Raw genomic sequence first — 19,700 nt, 5'->3', positions numbered from 1 at the left:
GACAGGGAAGTCAATTATCGGTCTGCATGAATACCATTAATTCACATGGACAGTACCCGATGCTTTCTGGATCAGACGGTAAGTTTTCACCACCGGTGCCCCATTGGCATACGTAGTCACGGTAAAGTTCATTTCGCGGGCATTTCCGAAATTCTGAGGGAAACGTGCCTTTACATCATACGAACCGTTAGCTGTTACCATACTGACTTTTCCTTCCGACTCTACCCATCGGTTATCTGCCTCTCCAAATGAGACAAGCACCGGACGTATCTCATTTTTATCGGTAGAAGGAGTGCCGCTGATGGTAAACATATATTTTTTTTGCTCTTCAGAAAGCCCAAGATTATCAGGAATCTCTCCCGCTATAATAATCGTGTTTCCGTCCATCTTGATGCAGCCAGCCGCTGCCAGATCGGCATTCAGTTGTATCTCGGCGCTTTGGCAAAGCGTCGCCTTGTCTACCGTGCCACTCTGGATAATGGTCATGTCCTTGGTCTCCATTGCTCCGCTGCCCATGTTGGCGGACGCATTCCAGCGTCTCAGCGTCAGCGTGGCACGGCGCTCTTCTTTACCGATATTATCGGTCATGGAAAGGGCATGTATGCTTTGGGAGCCTAATAGAATATTAGATTTCTGTATCCAGTCGCAATCTTCAGGAATCACCACATCCACTGCTGTCAGGACTCCCCCTTGTTCCAATCCAAACACGAACGCTACGTCCAGACCAAAAGGCGAACATTTGTAAACGTCCTCACCCTGCTTTAAAAACATGTTTGCCATCAGCGGACCAAAGCCAGTGAATTCTTCCGTATACTTCGTAATGTCCAGATAATCCTGGTAAACGATATATTCATCAACTTTCTGCTTGCTATCAGTAGTATTGTACGTCACGAGGGACAGTTTTGCCGTACGCGGACGTCCGGTATTGTTCGCTTTCGTGACTTTCAGGTTGTAAGAGATATTGCTCATTCCCGAAGCTCCGGCACTCCCTAACTCAACTTCCAGCCAATCACAATCTTCCGGCAATACGATACCGATCGGATTGATATCGCTATTGTTCGTGCCTTCGATAGCGGCGATCTTCACTGCTGAGAAACTTGAAGCAGGATACTTGATGGTCAGCGTCTTTGCACCGGCATCCAAAGTCGCATTAGCAGTTTCCGCTGTCAACTGGGCATTCGCATTCAATTTCCCCATCACGTCCTCCGTTTCTACAGATTCTCCGTAGTTCCATTCGGCAATGGTGATGTCGGCAGTGACATTACCGGCACTGTTGTTGAGGTTGACAATGTAGCGGGTATTGACATCCATACCTTTGAAAGTACCGGTCATGCTGCTACCGAACTGGGCTTCCACCTCGATATCACCGCTACCGCCTATGCTGCCTGTAATTTTGACACTTGGGATATAATCATTAGCAGTCTCCGCCGCTATCGGCAAAGCATACAGTGCGGCAGGAATCAGTTCCGCGTTCACCACGTCTGCCGCCGCCAAAGCTACAATATCGTAGTCCCCGGAGGTGGTTGCCTGCGGCACATTGCCGAACATCGTAGAGTTCTTCGCTCCCGAGAGTGTTACCTTTTTCACCGTGAAGCCTGTACCTACAGGGTTCTTGATGTCGATACGAGCCACACGGCGCACCAGCGTGGCATTGAGAGCCGTGCCTCCGGCAACGTCCTGATTGGTATACAATGTATTGAAATTCTGCGCCCCTGAGCCATCGTATTCATTACGCCCGATGATAGCAGTCATAGGCAACCCCTTGTCAGCAGTGATGTTATTGCCACTTGCGCTGAGTGCGGTTTCAAGGATTTTCAAATTATCCAAGTCGGAAAAGACCGCCGCAGAGCTGCGGTTACTCCCCGCGCCGGCGGTGGCGACGGCGAGAGCCGTCAGCGCTGTGGAGGTACGATCTATGTCGTTCACCACCAGCACAAATCTGCGGGTGCGCTCGTCGCCCTTAGGCACGCCATACGAAACCCGGTATCCGTCGCCCACGGGGGTGAGCACCAGGTCGTTTTCGTCGCCCAAAGCTTTATACCGGTAGATACGTTCCAGGGTATATCCCTTCAAGTTATCCGCACTGGTCCCGGTAATCGCCGCACTTGAACTCTGGTTGTCCAGGTCCACAAAACTGTACAGGTCCAGCTTTTCGATTTTCACTTCACCGGGCAAAGCGATGATGTTGTCGCCTGCCGCACGGGTGACCACAGTCCCTCCTAACCCATTGATTTTCATACTTACCAACTGTTCGCCACTCTTCAGCGGGACATCCGGCCGGTTTTCATTCTGCAACTCTTCGTTGCTGCAAGATGCCAATCCCAATAAAAAGGTGAAAGCCATCCATTTAAACAAAGAACTTCTTTTCATACACGTTCGTTTTTTAGTGTGTTAATACTATCTGTTGTAAAAGAATCATTTTACGCCGTGGGGTTCTTGCCTCACAGTCAGCTTGCGTGTTTCACCATTGCGCAGCTCCACGCTGACCGTCGCCGTGCGGGGAGGCAGGTTGCCTATCTCCTCTACCGTCACAGGCACATACAAATCCGCCTTCAGGCTGATGCAAGGAGCGGTCACTTCGTAACCGGCATGCAGCCAGGACGCATCGACAGTCACCTTCACCGGTGCGGACAACGCCGGATAGAGCAAGCCTACGCAGAAGGGATTATCATTCACCCCACCCTCGGTGACAGTCAACTCAATCCTGTTCACAATGGCCTTTAATTGCTTTCCGGCTGCGGCAGGCCCACTCTCCCGAAGGGTCCGGATGTACGCTTCATAGAATTTTACCTCATTGAATCCATCATCTCCCACACGAATCGGATCACGCATGGCAACCCGGATTTCACTTCCCTCCATCCGGAGTTCGCCGGCTTCGCGCAGCGGGAGTCTCACCTCCACGTCATCGGCCATCTGTGCCGGGTCCGGATCGGCTTCCTGCACCACAAGCCAATCGGCCTCCACCGGTGCGTCACCGTTGTTCGCATCCCGATAGCGCATCCGGAAGGTGGCTTCACGAGGGTGTCCGGTCCTGTTTTCATCCACCCGGAAGTATAAGCTAACCGCACCGGGTGATGGCACCGATACCTTCTTCACCCAGTCATAATCTTCCCGGGCAAAAAATTCCAGATAAGAACCGCCGCCCCCGACTACCGCTCTCGTAACCACCTCGTGCCCGATCACCCGGAACGCAGCACCTCCAAACGCCGGAAAACGGATGACCCGCGCGTCCGGATCGACACGACACAGATCTTTCATCAACCCCACTCCCCGGATCTCCACCGAAGCCAACGCAGGACTGGACGCCGCTGCCGGTTCCAGACAGACCGTATACTCCACAAAGCAGGTCTTCCCGTCTTTTTCGTACACAAAGCTGACAGGCACACGCAACGGATAATCGTTGCCGACGGTAACAAAAGAACCTCCGCCTATTCCGGCTCTAACCGTACGGGTTACGGCAGGTTGCTTCATCTCTAAAGTAGTCTGAAACGTTTCCGATGAAGGGTTGCCGGTTACCTGTCCCGTCCCGGCCACCAGCCAGTCACATCCCTCGGGAATTTGAATCCCGATCGGTTTCGTATCTCCCGAGGCTCCGGTCAGGGTGACAATGGCAGGATTCGCTTCCCTCAGAATACCGTCCCTCAGTGTGATAGTGGTACCTGCCACCGTCACACCCGTTGCCGACGGTGCCACCTCCACTGTACATCCGGCGTTGAGCCTGTCCGAAAGGTCGCCGGTATCTATTCCGTTCCCTTCGTCCCAGTCCGCCACCTCGAGGCTTACCCCCAGGTTGGCATCGTCGTTCCGCACCCGCAGCAAGTAACGGGTATTGGGCTTCATGATGCCCCGTGCCGTCAGCGGCAGTTCGTTGTTCATCAACTTCCCGGTGAGGCCGATCTCCACCTCCATATCTGCTTTGAGCGGAAAAAGGTAACAGGCTCCGGCAGTCTGTGCGGCAGTGACGGATAGCGGAACGGCCTTATATTCCGTTGCAGCAGCGCCCGCCGGTTCAGCGAAAAGAGCCATTTCCGCCGCAGCTTTCACCTGTATCCCCTCCACCCGGTATCCCGTAATGTCGGGATTCACAATATCGATGCGACTCACCCCGCGCACCAGCCGCACCGAGAGCCCCCGATCGAGTTGCTGTGGGCTGAAAACGGGATCATCGCTTATCACCCCGTCGGAACTGATCACCCGGTGGGTCACTTTCGCGCTCATGGGCAGCAGCGGACATGCCGGAGGCAGATACGCCGTCCCGCCCGATTCCCGATCGGGTATCCACTTGAAGGTGCTGATTGCAGTGCCATAAGTCAGGTTTGCCCAATCCCCAGGCGGGTTGGCTATCCCGCGGTTGGCACACACCAGGAAGGCCCGTTGGTGCGCGTCCCCTTCAGGCACCCCGATACCGGCATGATATCCGTCGGCATCGGGCAGCAACAGGAAGTCATTGTCTGTTCCGCCCGCCTCATAGTGGTACGTCCGTTCGTGCTTGAAGTTCGTCACATCTGTCTGCTCCGTAGTTCCGTCCCAGCTCACAAAGCAATAGACGGTGAGCAACCTCACCTCACACTCTCCCTCCAGTGTCAGGCTTTCGTTACCCGCACGGGTAGGCACGGCTCCTCCACCTGCCAGCCCGGTAAGCGAAAGATTCACGATCCGCTCACCGTCCGCCGGGGAGACCGGGGGGAAACCATCCTGCTCCGATACGTCGGAACAGGCGGAACCGCCCAGGGTGAGCAAAGCGGTGAGAAAAATAATAGGTATAGTCTGTTTCATAATTGTTTTGAGTATTATTCACCACAGAGGGCACAGAGAATATCTTTCTCTTAAACATCCATATAAACAAGAGATTAAAGCTCTGTGCCCTCTGTGTCCTCTGTGGTGAACCTGATTCATTTCTATTCCGTTACCGAGAAAGCGCGCTTTCGCCTCCCGAAGAATCCGCCTGGTATGTGGGGCGTTGCACCAGCGTATAAGTCGATGTCCGGATTGCTCCTCCTTCATAAGTCTGCACACTGAAGCTAACACTGCGATCCCCATTCATCTCGTTGGGAAGCAGCCGCAACTGGCGGACAAAGCCGGAAGGGGGATCATCTCTCTCAATCCGTCCCCTCGTTAAAATGCCCTGACTGCTCTGGCTTCCATACACAAGGCTCTCGTACAACCAGTTACATCCCACGGGGATGATGATCCGCACCGGCTTCCTGCCTTCGCTGACCACGCAGCAGGGATTGAGTATGGCCCTCTTCGTATTTTTCTTGCCTACGTAGATGGTATTTCCATCCATATAGAGTTCGTCCACCGGATAGCCGTTTCCCAACCGGAGCCCGGCCGACGACGCCATCTGCGCGTACACCGCGGCAGACACCGGGGGTTGCACCAACGTGTAGCGCCGCTCTTCCAATTGCGTGCCATCCAGCACGGTCGGGTCGGCAACGGTTGCCGCGCGAGAGTTTAAAACTCCACCTCCGCCGCCACTGTCGGAGGATCCGGAATACGTATTACGACGCACCACAAGCGTAGCCCGGCGTTCGGCACCGGTCATGTTGTCCTGCACCGTGGTCAGTATCCGCTGCGAAGGTATCCGGGCGCGTCCTGCGAGGACGCTCTGGCTCTGCCCGCTGATGTCCAGCACATCCTCCATGCAGACCGCCGCCCATGGCTCGCCTTGCGCTTCGATATACGCCGATCCGTCTGTCCGGGAGCTCAAATCCACTTCTATCGCCGCTCTTGTCAGCACTCCACCACTCTGGGCCTTTTCGGGATCGAGGCACAGGCTGACCTCTCCCACATACGGGGAGAGCAGGATGGGAGTGGCTTCGTCCAGTGTCCAAGGCCGGGATAGCCACGAAGAGGTGTTGCGCAATCTTACGTCCGCGGGCCACTCCCCGGGTATGGACGTACATATCTTGCCCATTCCAGCCAACTCATAGTCGAAACAGTCTTCCACCACCCTCCAGTCTTCGTAGCGCAAAGCACCGGTAACACCATCCTGCACCACCAAGGTGACGGTGGCAGGAGCCGAAGGAACTGTTCTCTGCCGCATAAAGACAGTATTCAAAAAGCCGCTTCCCGTTTCTATCACGTCTGTCATCTCTTCCTCGGTGGGTATCAGGTAAAGCCTCACTTCAGCGGTATTATCATCGGTCTTTTGACTGTGCACCACCTTGACGCGACCCTGTAACGGTGCCGACAGGATGACACCTATCGGAGCGGAATTGCCCGACGCGCCGGTAAAGCGGACGAAGGGATAACTTTTGATCTGGTACGTACCGCCGGAACCCGCAGACACGAACTCCTTCACCACCCACTCTTCCGCAGCCAAATCGGCATCGGGCAGCGCCCTCGCGGTTTCCAATCCTCCACTCGCGGCAACGCAGGTATACGAATTTTGCGCCACACGGACTATCCGCTTCTGCAACTCTATCAGTCCGAAGCAGGAAGCGGAGTAGCCACCCGAAGTTGTCAACTGCCCCGTAACAGAGGCCACTGCGGTATTGTAGGTCGTTGCCGTCACCTCGGCATCGATATCCGCCCCCTCGTCCCAAGGCAACACCTCAAGGGTGGCGGCCACATTGTTTTCGGCACTTTTGACGCGCACCACGTAACGGGAATTTGCCTCCAGCACAGCGGCAGGGATGGACACGGTGGTCTCCGCGCCCAGATAAGTCCCCTTCAAGGTGAGAGTGAAGGCTCCCGGAAAACTGTATACCGCCGCGGGCAGCCATTCGGCATCCGTCAGTGGCAACTCAATGGCGACAGTGGTTGACGTACCTCCCGCTGCTCCGTCGAACAAGTCTGCCTTGTCCTGCCGGGTATAGCTCAGCCCGCTCAGGACAAACTGGCTGACAAACGGGTTACTGATGTCGATGCGTGCCACCCGCCGCCTGAGTTTCACCTTCAGCCCCCGGGCAAGGTCGGCCGTGGTGAAGGTTGCCCCGTCATCATACCGATAGGTTCCGTCGTTCATCAGCACCGGTTTGGGCACGTTGCTCGACATCGGGAAAGGAGCCGCCAGCGCGGCGGACGTCCCGGCGGTGGTGGTCTGCTGTGTCAGGACCCCGCTCAATGGGGTAGCCGCTGAACGGTCGCCCTCCGTAGCAGCCACCGCGGTGACGCCCGCCAGCGCGGATGTGTTCGCCAACATCAGGAAGCGTCGCTCGTAGGCATCCTCGGGCACCCCGATACCAAACCTATAGCCACCCGCCTGGGGGCTGAGCGTAAAGTCATTGGCGGCTCCGCCCTGCTCATAACTGTAAATCCGCTCCAAAGTGAGCGACGAAGCATCGGACTCGCTGCCCGAAGTATTGACAAAACTGTATATCCGCAACGTCTGTATCTCGTTCTCTCCGGCGATCGTCTCTCCCGCATCCGCCTCCGTACGGCTGACAGGCACGCCTTCGCCGGAGCTAATTCCGTCGAGGCTGAACATCACCGCCTGCTCTCCGGGACGCAGGCGGACATCCCCGTTGATTTCCGATCCGGGTATGCCATCGGCAGTGCACCCGGACAGCAGCAGGCAGATACCTGCCAAAAGAGCCATCGTAGTTTGTTTCATAATATGTATGTTTTTGATGTTCACCACAGAGGACACAGAGAACACAGAGTTTTAATCTCTTGTTTATTAGGATATTTAAGAGAAATATATTCTCTGTGTCCTCTGTGGTGAACCTGATTCATTTCTATTATCATTAAGAAAAGCCGCTCCAAGTACCGACGGCCCCGCTGTTCTTCCCCTGGCTGACGGTGAGCGTTTCGGTTTTCAGTCCGCCGCTCCCGTCGTGGTAGCTGATGTTGATCCGTCCGGTGCGGGCTGAGGACGCGCTGTTGGCATCTATATACAGTCCCATCATGTAGTGACCGGCATCGGCATCATTAGCATCGCCACCAGACGTTCCGCCCATCCTTCGCGAACAAGGTACCAACTTCATCCACGCGGCCCCCTGCACAATCTCCACCAGGATGGGGTACCGGTCTTTGCTGCGGATACTTACGCAATACCCATCAGGATTAGCCACCCCTCCATTATCGGCAATGCTCAGCGTATTTCCGGAGCAGGAGATACCGGTGACCGTTCCGCTATTCGCCGTCTGGGAACAATCCACTTCATAACCGGCAGAGGTAAGTTTCGTCACATCTCCCCCTCCCGCCTCCTGCTCCAGGGTATAGACGGTAGTCTCCAACCGGTTGGTAGCACTGTTCCAGCACCGGAGTGTCAGGCTCCCGGTGCGGGGCACGGAGCTGTGGAAATTGTCGGACATCAGGAGGAAGTTCTGACTCTGACCCCCACCCATCATTATCTTCCTCTGCCACTCCAGCCATCCGGCCTGTTCTGTCCAGCCGGACGCGAATCCCGCATCTTCCAGCACGAAAGGCATGCTTCCCGAATAGGGAAAGACGGGAAGAGTGATTTTATGATTCACCTCGTCCACCCGCCACGTGTCGTCGGGCGGAGTGATGGTGACAGGCGGAAAGTATTGCGCAGCCCCCGCAGCATCGCCCAAAACAGTATTCAGCAGGGATGGCAGCAGATAGTCCACCTTCAGGGTATATTCGTCCACCTGCTGGGTTTTCGCCCCGGTAGCGGCGTCCGTACGGTGAGTCACGAGGCTGATCTTATAGGTTTCGGGAGCCCGGAAACTTTCCATCAACTGCTTTCCCGAAGCGGCATCCGACTTGGCCAGCCTCAACGGCACGACGTAGGTGCCTGTAGCGGTACTTGCCGTTCCCATCGAAAACAGGGGGGCATCCGCCGGCATGATCACGCCGATAGGGTTCGCGTCTCCGGCAGCTCCGGTAAAGGTGATCAGGGGCAAAAGGTCTGTCGCTGCCCTTCCGCGGCTGCCCGAAAGCCGGGAAAAATGGATCACCCGGTTGTCGGCATCTATTTCCGCTATGCTGCCGGCCTCGGGCATATCGGCATTCAGCGCCACCGTCACCCCGGCGTTCAGTTTCCCGAAAACATCGCCCTCGATGCCGCTCCCATCATCAAGCCAGGGCACGGCACGGAGAGACGCCACCGCGTTTCCGGCGGAATTCTTAATGGTTATCAGGTAGCGGGTGTTGGGCTTGAACCAACTTCGGCCGTCGGTAATGACCAGCGTCGTCTCCACCCCGTAGAGCACGCCCGCCAGTTCGATCCTGAGCGTGCCGCCGTCATTGCCTGTTCCGCCCCAATATTGAAGCTGGGGCAGATAGAACACCGCCGGGAGAAATTCGGCGTTCTCCACAGGGAGATCAGGATAGTATCCGCGGGTGGAAATCTGTTCTCTCCCTTCCTCGTTGAATTTCCACTCGCCGATATCGCTGACCTTGACCGAGCGGAGCTCGAAACCGGAGGCGGCGGGATTGTCAATGTCAAAGCGCGCCGCCTGCCGGGCGAGATCCACCCGGACGCCTTGCGCCAGCTTTTCGGCGGTAAAACAGTTTTTCTCCTGATAGCTTCCTCCCGTCAGTTCCTGCCGCCAGTATCCGGTTCCCATCATGCAGAGGGGGCAGGCGATGGGGGTCAGGCTAAGCGGGGTCCCACCCCGCCCTCCGGCCGGGAAGAACTGCGGGCAACCCACACTCACGAAACGGGTGGCCGCGCTGCGGTCGGCAAGCGCGCCCGTGCCGCTGTCCTTAATGGAGACCGCCACCACATCGGCAGGCACACCGCCCCCATTCGCCACCAGCTTGAAGTAACGGCAGTATTCGTCCCTGGGCACGCCAAACGTGACCCGGTAGCCATCCCCGTCGGAGGTCAGCAACAGGTCATTGTCCGCCGCTCCCTCCTTATAGTGGTAGACACGCTCCAGGGTCGATGCCTCAAAAGAATCCAGCATTGTCGGCTCCTCTTCGGAGAATACCGTCCCGTCCCGCTGGATATTGACAAAGCAATACACCAGCAATTCTTTCACCTCGTTTTCGCCCGGCAGCACCACCGCATCCGTAGCCGCCCGGCTGACGGGCACTCCGCCACCTCCACCCAGGCCGGAGAGCCGGATACTGGCTTCCATCTCTCCGGGGCGCAACGTTATCTGTCCGCTCCCGGACGCTCCCCCCTGCTCCACCTCTACCGTACAGGCGGCAAGCAGAAAACAGCAGAGGGATGTTAGTAAAGATCGTTTCGTATTCATTTTCATCTGGTTTTGAGTATTATTCACCACAGAGGACACAGAGGATATATTTCTCTTAAACATCCATATAAACAAGAGATTAAAACTCTGTGCCCTCTGTGTCCTCTGTGGTGAGTTGTATTCATTTCTATTTTAGTTTTTCATTTCCATTCCGTCTAATTGGCCCCTATGCTTCCTCCCTCCTGCCATCCGGAGGGGTGGGTCTGCATAATCAGCGTCTGGTCTTTGCCGATCCGTACCGTGAGATCGAACTCCTGACAAATGTTCCGGCTCAGCCCGATGCCCATTACATCGAAATAGCGGCTGAGGTCTATCTCTTTCATCAACCCTTCTCCTTGTTCGGTGAGCTCCAGTACGAGACGGCTCCTGTCGGTGAGGCGGAGGGTGACAAAGGATGCCTTGACCTGAAAACCGGACTCGATGACGGCAGCAGCCCGATAGGCCGACAGAGGTACACCGGTATCCTGCTTCGGGAAGGTATAATCTCCCCAGGTTTCGCCGCCGCAGAAGTGGTAGGCGGTATGCAATCCGCGCAGGCGCATCACCGGCGACCGGGCCGAACGTACCTCCGCAGGGATGTCGTCTTTCCACTCCACTGTCAGGTTAAGCCGGGCGTGGGCATGCATCAGCCCCACGGTCAACTCGTTCACTCCATATTTGGATACCTTGAATGTAGCGGTTCCATAATAAAGCCTGCCTACGTTGGCATACTCCGCCGAAGCCTCTTTGCCACCATAGGACAAGGCATGCAGCCTGCCGTCCTCCATACGGCTACCGTGCGGATTTATCTCCTCCATACGGCAACTTCCGCCGGGCGCATTGCCCCACACCACCAGCCGGTAGGTGCCGGGCGGCAGTGTAAGCATGCCCACCCCCGCCTCGCACGAATCACCCGGAAACTCTCCCACCAGCACACTGTCCTCGGTATAAACAAACTGGCGGAAGTCCTCCACCGGATAATCTCCCGTAGCAAAGCCGCGCCCGTCGGAAGTCACATAATGTATCAGCACATTGTAGGGACATGTCCGCATTTCATACTCCAGGGTACATGAAGCCAAGAAGAGGAGGTATACAAAAGCCGGCCACTTCCAATGCCTCCACACCTCCTTCCGCCGCAGGAAAGCGGAAGGAGAAGCGCTTAAAGTTGCAAATATGTCTGTCGTTGTTTTCAAGGTTGCTCACTTTTTTTTCTTTCCCATTCCACCACAAACTCAGTGCGCCTCAGTCCGGGGAACCAATCCTTCAACATCGTCCGGTAAGGATCACCGTGTCCTATCTCCATCAGCCGCAGCTCACGTCCGTCAAAAAGAGGCACTTCACGGATGATACGCAAGGCATCCGCCGCCCACGACGGATTTCGGCGGATCACCATCTCTTCAAGCCCTTCCCAATCCTCGGCAACCGCTTTCAGATTGAATACCGAATGATTAGGCAAATCATATACCTCGCTCAGATATTCCATCACACCCACAATGCGGCGGTTAGCCAAATTCACGTTATGATCATAACGTCCCTCGGGCGAAGCATAGCCGGTGAGCCGGATGGAGCGCACCGTCACTGTAGTATCCGCCAGCAGAGGACGCAGCAGACTGTCGATGCGCGCCAGCTCCCTCCGGTTAGTGGAGAAAGCAGGCAACACCCGGGTCACATTGACCGGGTATTGGATATACATCACGCCCCGCCCCGACTCTAACCGCAGGTTGCCCGATGCCGTGAGTGTATCGCGTCCGGCGTGCAGGCTGTCCAATGCCCGGCGATAACGTTCGTTCTGTTCTTCTATCCGACTCAGCACCAGGCGGAGACTATCCGCTTCGCGCCGGTCGCGGAGCGATATTTCGTAGGCAGTACGTGCATCGGACGGAGCCGTAGCGGCAGGCGGGCATCCCAGACGATAAACCAGGGAAACCGCCGCACGGGTAGGTCCCCAATAATGTCGCTTAAAACGCGCTTCCATCACAGCGCATCCCCGGCAACGATAACGATCGTACTTCAGAAGGGCATATCCCACACCGAGCGACGCCTCTATCCCCCAACGTCCCGCCAGTCGGTGATAATATCCATAAGTGAGCCCGCCTCCATAGACAGTACCCCGATAATGATGGTTTTTCAGCGCATGTATAAAAGGGATGCCGCCCACATCGAACCGCCCCGCCAAAGCATGTGCCCCCACAAAGTGTCGGCTAAACGGACGATCGAACCAATAACGCGTCTCCACTTCAGCCAGATAATGCCTCAAACTGAAGTCTCCCCGGAAATCAATCAGATTGTAGGCGCCCCAGATCTCCGCACTCATACGAGGCGAAAAGGCATACTCCACTCCGAGGTTAGGCGTGGTGGTAGCCGCATGCAGCAAGTTCACCTTCAACGCCAACCGTTGCTGGGCCCGAAAGGGTAACACCCCGATTGCCAACATAAGAATAGAGATAAGTATCCGGTTCATATTCACTCGTTTTTCAGATTTTTCAGATAGGGATAATGAAAACGTGCCAAGTCTTCGAAAGGATAGTGCACATACACTGCGAGAAACATATCGAAAGGGTCAAAGGGCCAATCGGAACTGCCGGTGCAAAGTTGCCGGCGTAAATCGGTCACCAGTTCACACACTGCAGGGCACATACGCAAAACTCCAAACCGATAGGTTATCTGATCGGCCACCATTTCAAGTGCTTGTAAAAAAGGACGGAAAGGAGCATGACGCAAATGCCGGAAACTGACACAAAGAAAATAACAGCACTCTTGGGCAGAAACCAACCAACGGGTATACGAAGGAATGAATACCATTTGTTTGGATCTGATTTCCGTCTCCATGCCGCTATCCGGAAAAGATACCACTGCCACTCCCCGCTGCAAAAAAAGCAGGAGGAACTGTTCACCTGAGTTCTCTTCCATGCAGTTTTGTGCAGGACAAGTGTATTCACAGAATCGAAAATCGGATTTAACATCTTGATATTCAATCCACTTAGTCTCAAAACTATAATTCATACCGTTTCGTTTGTGTTTCAAAAAACGTACGTCTTTTGAAACACTGTTTTTCGTCTTTTCGCCTGTATCTCTCTGTATCAGCTTTTCAAGTCCATCGGCCATTGAGCAGAAGTTCCAAACAAGCGAAAACACCCACCAACACGGCTTTTGACAGAATAAAATATATTTTTCAAAAAATATTATTTATAAATTATTTGGATAAACAAAAAGAAGACATTACTTTTGTGCCAAAAGACGTACGTTTTTTGAAACACAAATACTTCAATACTACACTTATAATCAATGATATATAATAATGTATATGAAGTTTTCAAAATTGTTAAGCAATGTTATCATTCCTCTTAATCTGTTCGTTTTTCACTAATATACCTTAATTTTGCAGCCTTACTTATTGTAAATAATAATAAAATTATGAAGAAAGAATTTTTTTTAAATGTGAGGCTGAAATCAACGAAGGAAGCCTGAAATTAGTGTTTGAAGACCCGGAAGAGATTCTGGAAGTATGTAACAAGATTTACTCTACGAAAGAGGATCGCATTGTCATACAAAGAGAAAGAAATCAGTTACTTACGTTTGCTCTCCGGAATGCGGTCAGCCTCGATACCTTCGATCCGGACAAGCCGTTCATCCCCCATCTGACACACCAGCTATGCCGTGCCTATGACTTCCGGAGCATCTACCGTCCTCAACAGTCCGTATCGGAGGAATACATTGAAAGAGAGCTATTTAAGCTCTGGAACGAGATGAAAGAGAAAAACAATGAAGAAACACTCCAGAAGGCGTAGAACGCCTCCGGAGGATTATATGGAAATACGCACCCGAAGCCCTACCTTTGCTGCTGCAGAATAGGTTTGAAAGAAAGCACTCTGCACAGAATCAAATCATTTAACTTGCACTATTATGAAATACGAATTATTTTTCCGCTATCGCGTCAGCATGATGTCCGACGACCGGGTGATCGCCCTATGCGAACAGAACGGCATAGAAGGCATAGGCATCTATACCGTCCTGCTGGCCGAGTTACGACAACACGAGGGGTATCGCTGCGCCTTTGCTTCACTGCCTGCACTGGCACGCCGCTGGAATGTATCCCTGGAAAAGCTGCAAAAGATAGTGTGCGACTTCCGCCTGTTCCGCCTCTACGCGGAAGACGAAAGCGGGCGCAGCTTCTCAAGCATCTATCTCGACGAAGAGATGAACACCGAACCGGATACCCCCGTCCGGAACCGCATTTCAACCGGGACGGACCGTCAAGAATCCGCTGCAACCGGGACTGCGGTTGCCGGAGCCACCACCGCGGGTGGGGTGAAAGTCACCGTGAAACGTGCTGCCAACGGGCGTTTCACCGCAACACGGTGTAAGAAAAAGAATATATTAAAAGAAAAAGAAGAAGAAGAGATAATCAGGGCTGCCCCCGAGCCTCCTTCCGTCCCAATAACGGAACCGCCCCGACAGCCCTCGCCGCAAAGATGGGAAACATACGTGGAGAGTGCTTTCGGCGAACAGTCGTGGCTGGAGGTGCAGGCCATGCACTCAGGCATGGGCTTCCGCTTCATGGAGCTGCTGCCACACATCCGGACATTCTTCAAGCAACATATCGTGACGTATGGCAAAGAGCAAACCCTCTTCTCCATAGCCGATGCCAAAAGTTACTTCAGCAACTTCATCCGTCGCGGCTCTGCCACCCGGCAGGCGCTGGACACTGTGCTGAACCGCCTGGAAGCAACGGAACGCCGAGCAGACGCTTACCGCTTTGAGCAGCACGACCCGCTGACAGGAGCCCGCTCTTATTGCGGAGAGCACATCCCGGACGAAGCACCGCCCCGCCCGTCGGAGAACGCCGTGTGGAGCTCCGAGTCGGGGAAGTGGACGGAATGACGGCACCACCGGAGACTAATGGTGGCAGGGAGAACGGTCTCTGCCGGCAGGAAACATAAAGAAAACCAATATCGCTCTTTGACTTATCGGAAACGGACATTCACCACAGAGGACACAGAGGACACGGAGTTTTTTTAGACAGATAAACAAAAGAACAAATTATTCTTTATGTGTTCATCTGTTCTTTTGTTCTTTTGTCTGAAAACTCACCACAAAGTATCACAGAGTTTTTTAGACAGATGAACAAAAGAACAAAAGATTCTTTATGTGTTCTTTTGTCTGAAAACAGACAGGGCGCAGCCAATTAATCTCTGTGTGAGACTTTGTGGTAAATTAAACAGGCTCTAATTTGGAATCATCCCTTTTAAAAGCTATATTTGCGGGATATGAATACAAAGAGGAGGTACGATAATGGATTATACAGACAGATATATCCGATTTGACTGGGCGGTGAAACGGCTGTTGCGCAATAAAGCCAACTTCGGCGTGCTGGAGGGTTTCCTCACAGTGCTGCTGAACGAACCGATACGCATCGTAGAGATACTGGAAAGTGAAGGAAACCAACAGCGCGAAAACGAGAAATTCAACCGCGTGGACATCAAGGCCCGGAACAGCAAAGACGAAATCATCATCGTAGAGGTGCAGAACACCCGAGAAATCTATTATCTGGAGCGAATCCTCTTCGGAGTGGCAAAGGCCATCACAGAGCATATCGAACTGGGAGAACTCTACTCGGAGGTGAAGAAGGTGTACTCCGTCAGCATACTCTATTTCGACATCGGACGGGGAAACGACTACCTGTATCACGGGCAGAACACTTTCGTGGGGGTACATACAGGCGACTTCCTTGAAGTGACCACTAAAGAGAAGAACGCCATCATACGGAAACTGCCTGCCGAAATCTTCCCCGAATACTTCCTGATCCGGGTGAACGAATTCAATAAAGTAGCCGTCACTCCCCTCGAAGAATGGATTGAATATCTCAAAACCGGTATCATCCGCCCGGATACAAAAGCACCCGGACTGGAAGAGGCACGCCGGAAACTGATTTATTACAACATGGATAAAAAAGAACGATTGGCGTATGACGAGCATATCAATGCTGTCATGATACAAAATGACGTGCTGAGTACAGCCGCACTGGAAGGCAGACAAGAAGGCAGACAAGAAGGCAGACAGGAAGGGCTGGCGGAAGGCAGACAAGAAGGGCTGGCAGAAGGCAGACAGGAAGGATTTGAGAAAGGACGGATCGAAGAGAAAAGAGAAAACGCCCGAAAGATGAAATCACTGAACCTCCCGCCCGAAACCATTCACCAAATAACGGGTCTGCCCATTGAAGAAATAGAAAAGCTATCTTAAGGATACTCACCACAGAGGACACAGAGGACACAGAGTTTTTTTAGACAAAAGAACAAAAGAGCAAATTATCCTTTATTTGTTTGTTCTTCTGTTCTTTTGTCTGAAAACTTACTACAGAGCGCAGCCAATTAATCTCTCTGTGCCCTCTGTGTCCTCTGTGGTGAAATCAAAACCATTACCCAGATTTCCGTTTCCGGCAAGTTTAGAGCAAACGCCTAAAAACAAATGGAAATCGACCATGAAATCATTTAATTTTCGTGAACTCGGCATCGAATTTGATGCCTACGGCCGCACAGCAGGCCACATCAAGACCAAATGTCCCCGATGTATCGGGCAGAGAAGCAACAAAAGTGACAAGTCCCTTTCGGTGGACCTGGACTCAGGACTCTACAAATGCCATTACTGCGGATGGAGCGGAGTGGCAGACGACGGAAGCGGAAAGCATGGCGGACGAAAGACAGGAGATCCGCTGGTGGACTTCCCCGCCGAAAGAAACCGGACAAGCCCCCGGACAACAGCCCCGGACGGCACCGCTGTCCCCCAACGTCCCCAAAAACCTGCCAACGAAACCCCTCTCACTCCGGTGCAACTGAAATGGCTGGCGGACGAACGCCACATCAGTGCACACGCGGCGGAACAACTGCACATCACCTCGTCGGTGCAATACATGCCCCAAAGCGGACTTGAAGAACCCTGTCTCTGCTTCAACTATCTGGAAGAGGGACGGCTGGTAAACATCAAGTTCCGTGCCACGCTCCATAAACACTTCAAAATGCTCACCGGAGCGGAACTGATTCCCTACAACATCGACGGCATCAAAGGCACCCCGGAATGTATCATCACCGAAGGAGAATTGGATGCAGCCGCCTTTGTCACGGCAGGGCGCACTGACGTGATATCGGTGCCCGGAGGTGCCAACCGTAACCTGAAGTGGATGGACCGCTTTGTGGACAGCCATTTCGAAGATAAGCGGGTGATCTACATAGCCGGCGATGCCGACCCGAAAGGGGAAGAACTGAAACAGGAGTTGCTCCGCCGCCTGGGACGCGAACGTTGCAGGGTGGTCAGCTACGGCGAAGGGTGCAAAGACGCCAACGAGCTGTTGGTAAAGGCAGGTCCGGAAGCATTGTCGCAGGCGCTTGCCGACGCCCCGGAGATGCCGTTGGAAGGCGTATATACAGCGGCCGATGTGGACGAAGAGATGCGCATACTTTTTGAAAACGGACTGTCACGGGGAGCGGAAACGGGACTGAAGAACCTGGACGACCTCTGCACCTTCGAGACCGGAAGGCTCTGCGTCATCACGGGACACCCGGGCGACGGAAAATCGGAGTTCACGGACGAATTGGTGCTGCGCCTCTGCCTCAACCACCAATGGCGGACAGCTTATTTCAGCCCCGAAAACCAACCCCTCCCCTATCACCTGGCCAAACTGACCGAAAAACTGACCGGACAGCGTTTCCGCAAGGGACTGATGACCGAAATGCTCTACGAGAAAGCGCAACGCTATCTGGCGGAAAACATTTCGAGCATCCTGCCCAAAGAAGATTTCACCGTAGAATCGATACTGGAACGGGCACGCCAACTGGTGAGGAGGCGGGGCATCCGCATACTGGTACTGGACCCTTTCAACCGGCTGGAACACCGCATCCCGGGCGGACAGACGGAAACGCAATATATCTCGGCATTCCTCGACCTGCTGGCAAACTTCGCCCAAAGGCACCAATGCCTCGTCATCCTCGTGGCGCATCCACGCAAGATGCAGACAGACCCGCTGACGAAACGCCTGCCCGTACCCACGCTGCAGGACATCAACGGATCGGCGGCATTCGTCAATAAATGTGACTTCGGACTGGTGATAGAGCGCGACCGGCAGGCAGGGGTGACACGGGTACACGTGAAAAAAGTGAAATTCCGCCACTTAGGGAATATCGGCGAGTGCAGCTTTGTGTTCAACCCGGTCAACGGGCGGTACTCACCCTGCGAAGAGGACGCCACGGCGGAACGCACCGGCGACCGGATACGGAACACACAGTTCGACTCCAAACACTGGTTCGGAATGGGCGGAAATGCGGAGACCGAAAAAACACTCGATTTCCTGCCGTGAAAGGCCGCCCCGCCATCGTCATCCCGGTTCGCCGATCGCCTCTACGATCAGTTCCACCTGGGCGGGCGTATAGCGCTTGTCTTTAGTACGCAGCCCGGTAGCGGAAAGGGCCTCCGTCAGACCGGGAGACTTGCCGATCCATTTGCGCAATTCGCTTGCGGCACTCTTAGGACTGATTTCGGGCATATAGAGCGAGGCCAGTTCGGACTTGCCATAACTCTTTATCCGGAACTTTTTCTCTGTGGTTTCTGGTTTCTTTTCCATACTGTTTTTTGAGTTGGGTTCACCACAGAGGACGCAGAGGACACAGAGAATATTTTTCTCTTAAATATCTTAATAAACAAGAATTTAAAACTCTGTGTCCTCCGTGTACTCTGTGGTGAACCGGATTCATTTTTGCTTTGTGACACTTATTGATTCAGAGTACTAAGATACTAAAAAAGCAGTGGACGGGCAAGGCTTCTTGTCCGTTTTTATCTTCAAAAAGGCACTTACGGAACCAAAGAGCCGCCAATGCCCGCATCTTGCCCCGGACAGCCTGTGGGATAAAGCATAAGTACTACCTTTACATCGTAATCAGAAAGGCCTTGATGTATTACAGAAAGAAAACATTTTATGAATCCAAAAAACATTTTATTATGGCAGTACCTGTGATGCGCTATCAGCGCTACAAAGATCTGAGCGACAAATCGTCGCCCCAAAAGTATTATCTGAAACAAGAGCCGGGCAGCTCCAAAACAGCTACCATCGCCTCCATCGCCAAAGAGATAGAAATCACCGGATCCCTGAGCGCGGAAGACGTGACACACGTCATGCAGGCATTCGTCCGGCAACTGAAAAAGTCGCTGGTGGAGGGAAACAAAGTGAAGGTGGACGGGCTCGGTACGTTCTACATCACGCTGACTTCCGCCGGAACGGAAACGGAAAAAGAGTGTACCGTAAAGGGTATCAGGCGTGTGCATATCCGCTTTGCCGTGGACAACAGTCTGCGACTGGCAAACGACAGCACGGCTACCACCCGCGGAGGAGAGAACAATGTGTCGTTCTACATCAAGAGTGAAACGCCCTCCGGCGACGGAGATATTGTAGATGATCCGACGGCATAAAAATGAATATTTTAAAACACACGAAGCAATGAAAAAAACAATCTGGCACAAAGTGCTGAAAGTGGTGATAGCCGTGGCTACTGCCATACTCGGAGCATTGGGAGTCAACGCAATGAATCCTTAGACGATCGATTATCGACATGAATACCC

Annotated in this window: 15 protein-coding genes and 1 pseudogene; 8 read left to right on the top strand and 8 right to left on the bottom strand. The window is 53.6% G+C overall.

What is annotated here, in order from left to right; translation table 11 throughout:
• Positions 1-36: 36 nt before the first annotated feature.
• The 4 genes from ISX59_RS08565 to ISX59_RS08550 all read right to left on the bottom strand — a co-directional run bounded on the left by ISX59_RS08565 (position 37) and on the right by ISX59_RS08550 (position 9,020).
• The gene (locus ISX59_RS08565; RefSeq protein WP_044301018.1) at positions 37-2,370 is read right to left on the bottom strand and encodes a BACON domain-containing protein; all 2,334 of its coding nucleotides are present in this window, start codon (positions 2,368-2,370) and stop codon (positions 37-39) included.
• Between the two features lie 45 nt (positions 2,371-2,415).
• Positions 2,416-4,776: a hypothetical protein gene (locus ISX59_RS08560; protein ID WP_044301017.1), complete on the bottom strand. Its 2,361-nt coding sequence runs from the start codon at positions 4,774-4,776 to the stop codon at positions 2,416-2,418.
• 130 nt (positions 4,777-4,906) lie between these two features.
• Positions 4,907-7,558 (bottom strand): hypothetical protein, encoded by a 2,652-nt coding sequence (locus tag ISX59_RS08555; RefSeq protein ID WP_137572283.1) that lies wholly within the window; start codon positions 7,556-7,558, stop codon positions 4,907-4,909.
• A 133-nt stretch (positions 7,559-7,691) separates the two neighbouring features.
• Positions 7,692-9,020, bottom strand: coding sequence for a hypothetical protein (locus tag ISX59_RS08550; RefSeq protein WP_137572282.1), 1,329 nt, complete (start codon positions 9,018-9,020; stop codon positions 7,692-7,694).
• Between the two features lie 847 nt (positions 9,021-9,867).
• Here ISX59_RS08550 and ISX59_RS08545 point away from each other — a divergent pair.
• The gene (locus tag ISX59_RS08545) at positions 9,868-10,134 is read left to right on the top strand and encodes a hypothetical protein (RefSeq protein ID WP_137572281.1); all 267 of its coding nucleotides are present in this window, start codon (positions 9,868-9,870) and stop codon (positions 10,132-10,134) included.
• A gap of 139 nt (positions 10,135-10,273) precedes the next feature.
• On the opposite strand, the gene ISX59_RS08540 is transcribed toward ISX59_RS08545, so the two are convergent.
• The 3 genes from ISX59_RS08540 to ISX59_RS08530 are packed head-to-tail and all read right to left on the bottom strand — an operon-like array spanning position 10,274 to position 13,232.
• Entirely contained in the window at positions 10,274-11,290 is a 1,017-nt protein-coding gene (locus ISX59_RS08540; RefSeq protein ID WP_220575817.1) for a FimB/Mfa2 family fimbrial subunit, read from the bottom strand.
• Positions 11,287-12,558, bottom strand: coding sequence for a DUF3575 domain-containing protein (locus ISX59_RS08535; RefSeq protein WP_052510111.1), 1,272 nt, complete (start codon positions 12,556-12,558; stop codon positions 11,287-11,289). The genes ISX59_RS08540 and ISX59_RS08535 overlap by 4 nt, the downstream gene beginning before the upstream one ends.
• 2 nt (positions 12,559-12,560) lie before the next feature.
• Positions 12,561-13,232, bottom strand: a complete 672-nt coding sequence (locus tag ISX59_RS08530) for a hypothetical protein (RefSeq protein WP_044301008.1) — start codon at positions 13,230-13,232, stop codon at positions 12,561-12,563.
• Positions 13,233-13,570: 338 nt separating this feature from the next.
• On the opposite strand from ISX59_RS08530, the gene ISX59_RS08525 reads away from it, so the two are divergent.
• The 5 genes and pseudogenes from ISX59_RS08525 to ISX59_RS08510 all read left to right on the top strand — a co-directional run bounded on the left by ISX59_RS08525 (position 13,571) and on the right by ISX59_RS08510 (position 18,444).
• Complete coding sequence (locus tag ISX59_RS08525; RefSeq protein WP_234059284.1) at positions 13,571-13,885, top strand: hypothetical protein; 315 nt, start codon at positions 13,571-13,573, stop codon at positions 13,883-13,885.
• Positions 13,886-14,000: 115 nt separating this feature from the next.
• Positions 14,001-14,222: pseudogene (locus tag ISX59_RS21225) on the top strand (Lin1244/Lin1753 domain-containing protein); the annotation flags it as partial.
• Between the two features lie 72 nt (positions 14,223-14,294).
• The gene (locus ISX59_RS08520; RefSeq protein ID WP_255580160.1) at positions 14,295-14,978 is read left to right on the top strand and encodes a hypothetical protein; all 684 of its coding nucleotides are present in this window, start codon (positions 14,295-14,297) and stop codon (positions 14,976-14,978) included.
• A 408-nt stretch (positions 14,979-15,386) separates the two neighbouring features.
• Positions 15,387-16,337: an Rpn family recombination-promoting nuclease/putative transposase gene (locus tag ISX59_RS08515; protein ID WP_220575839.1), complete on the top strand. Its 951-nt coding sequence runs from the start codon at positions 15,387-15,389 to the stop codon at positions 16,335-16,337.
• 238 nt (positions 16,338-16,575) lie between these two features.
• Entirely contained in the window at positions 16,576-18,444 is a 1,869-nt protein-coding gene (locus ISX59_RS08510; RefSeq protein WP_220575815.1) for a bifunctional DNA primase/helicase, read from the top strand.
• 18 nt (positions 18,445-18,462) lie between these two features.
• On the opposite strand, the gene ISX59_RS08505 is transcribed toward ISX59_RS08510, so the two are convergent.
• Complete coding sequence (locus ISX59_RS08505) at positions 18,463-18,708, bottom strand: DUF4248 domain-containing protein (protein WP_005807688.1); 246 nt, start codon at positions 18,706-18,708, stop codon at positions 18,463-18,465.
• Positions 18,709-19,079: 371 nt separating this feature from the next.
• Between ISX59_RS08505 and ISX59_RS08500 the strand changes: the two genes are divergently transcribed.
• Complete coding sequence (locus ISX59_RS08500) at positions 19,080-19,550, top strand: HU family DNA-binding protein (RefSeq protein WP_370633247.1); 471 nt, start codon at positions 19,080-19,082, stop codon at positions 19,548-19,550.
• A gap of 28 nt (positions 19,551-19,578) precedes the next feature.
• Positions 19,579-19,674 (top strand): smalltalk protein, encoded by a 96-nt coding sequence (locus ISX59_RS08495; protein WP_005807693.1) that lies wholly within the window; start codon positions 19,579-19,581, stop codon positions 19,672-19,674.
• Positions 19,675-19,700: the final 26 nt, after the last annotated feature.

It is taken from the genome of Bacteroides sp. FSHCM14E1 (assembly GCF_019633785.1).
Classification (GTDB): Bacteria; Bacteroidota; Bacteroidia; order Bacteroidales; family Bacteroidaceae; genus Bacteroides; species Bacteroides hominis.
The sequence above is the reverse complement of the archived record's forward strand: the minus strand, read 5'-3'. Positions and strand labels throughout refer to the sequence as shown.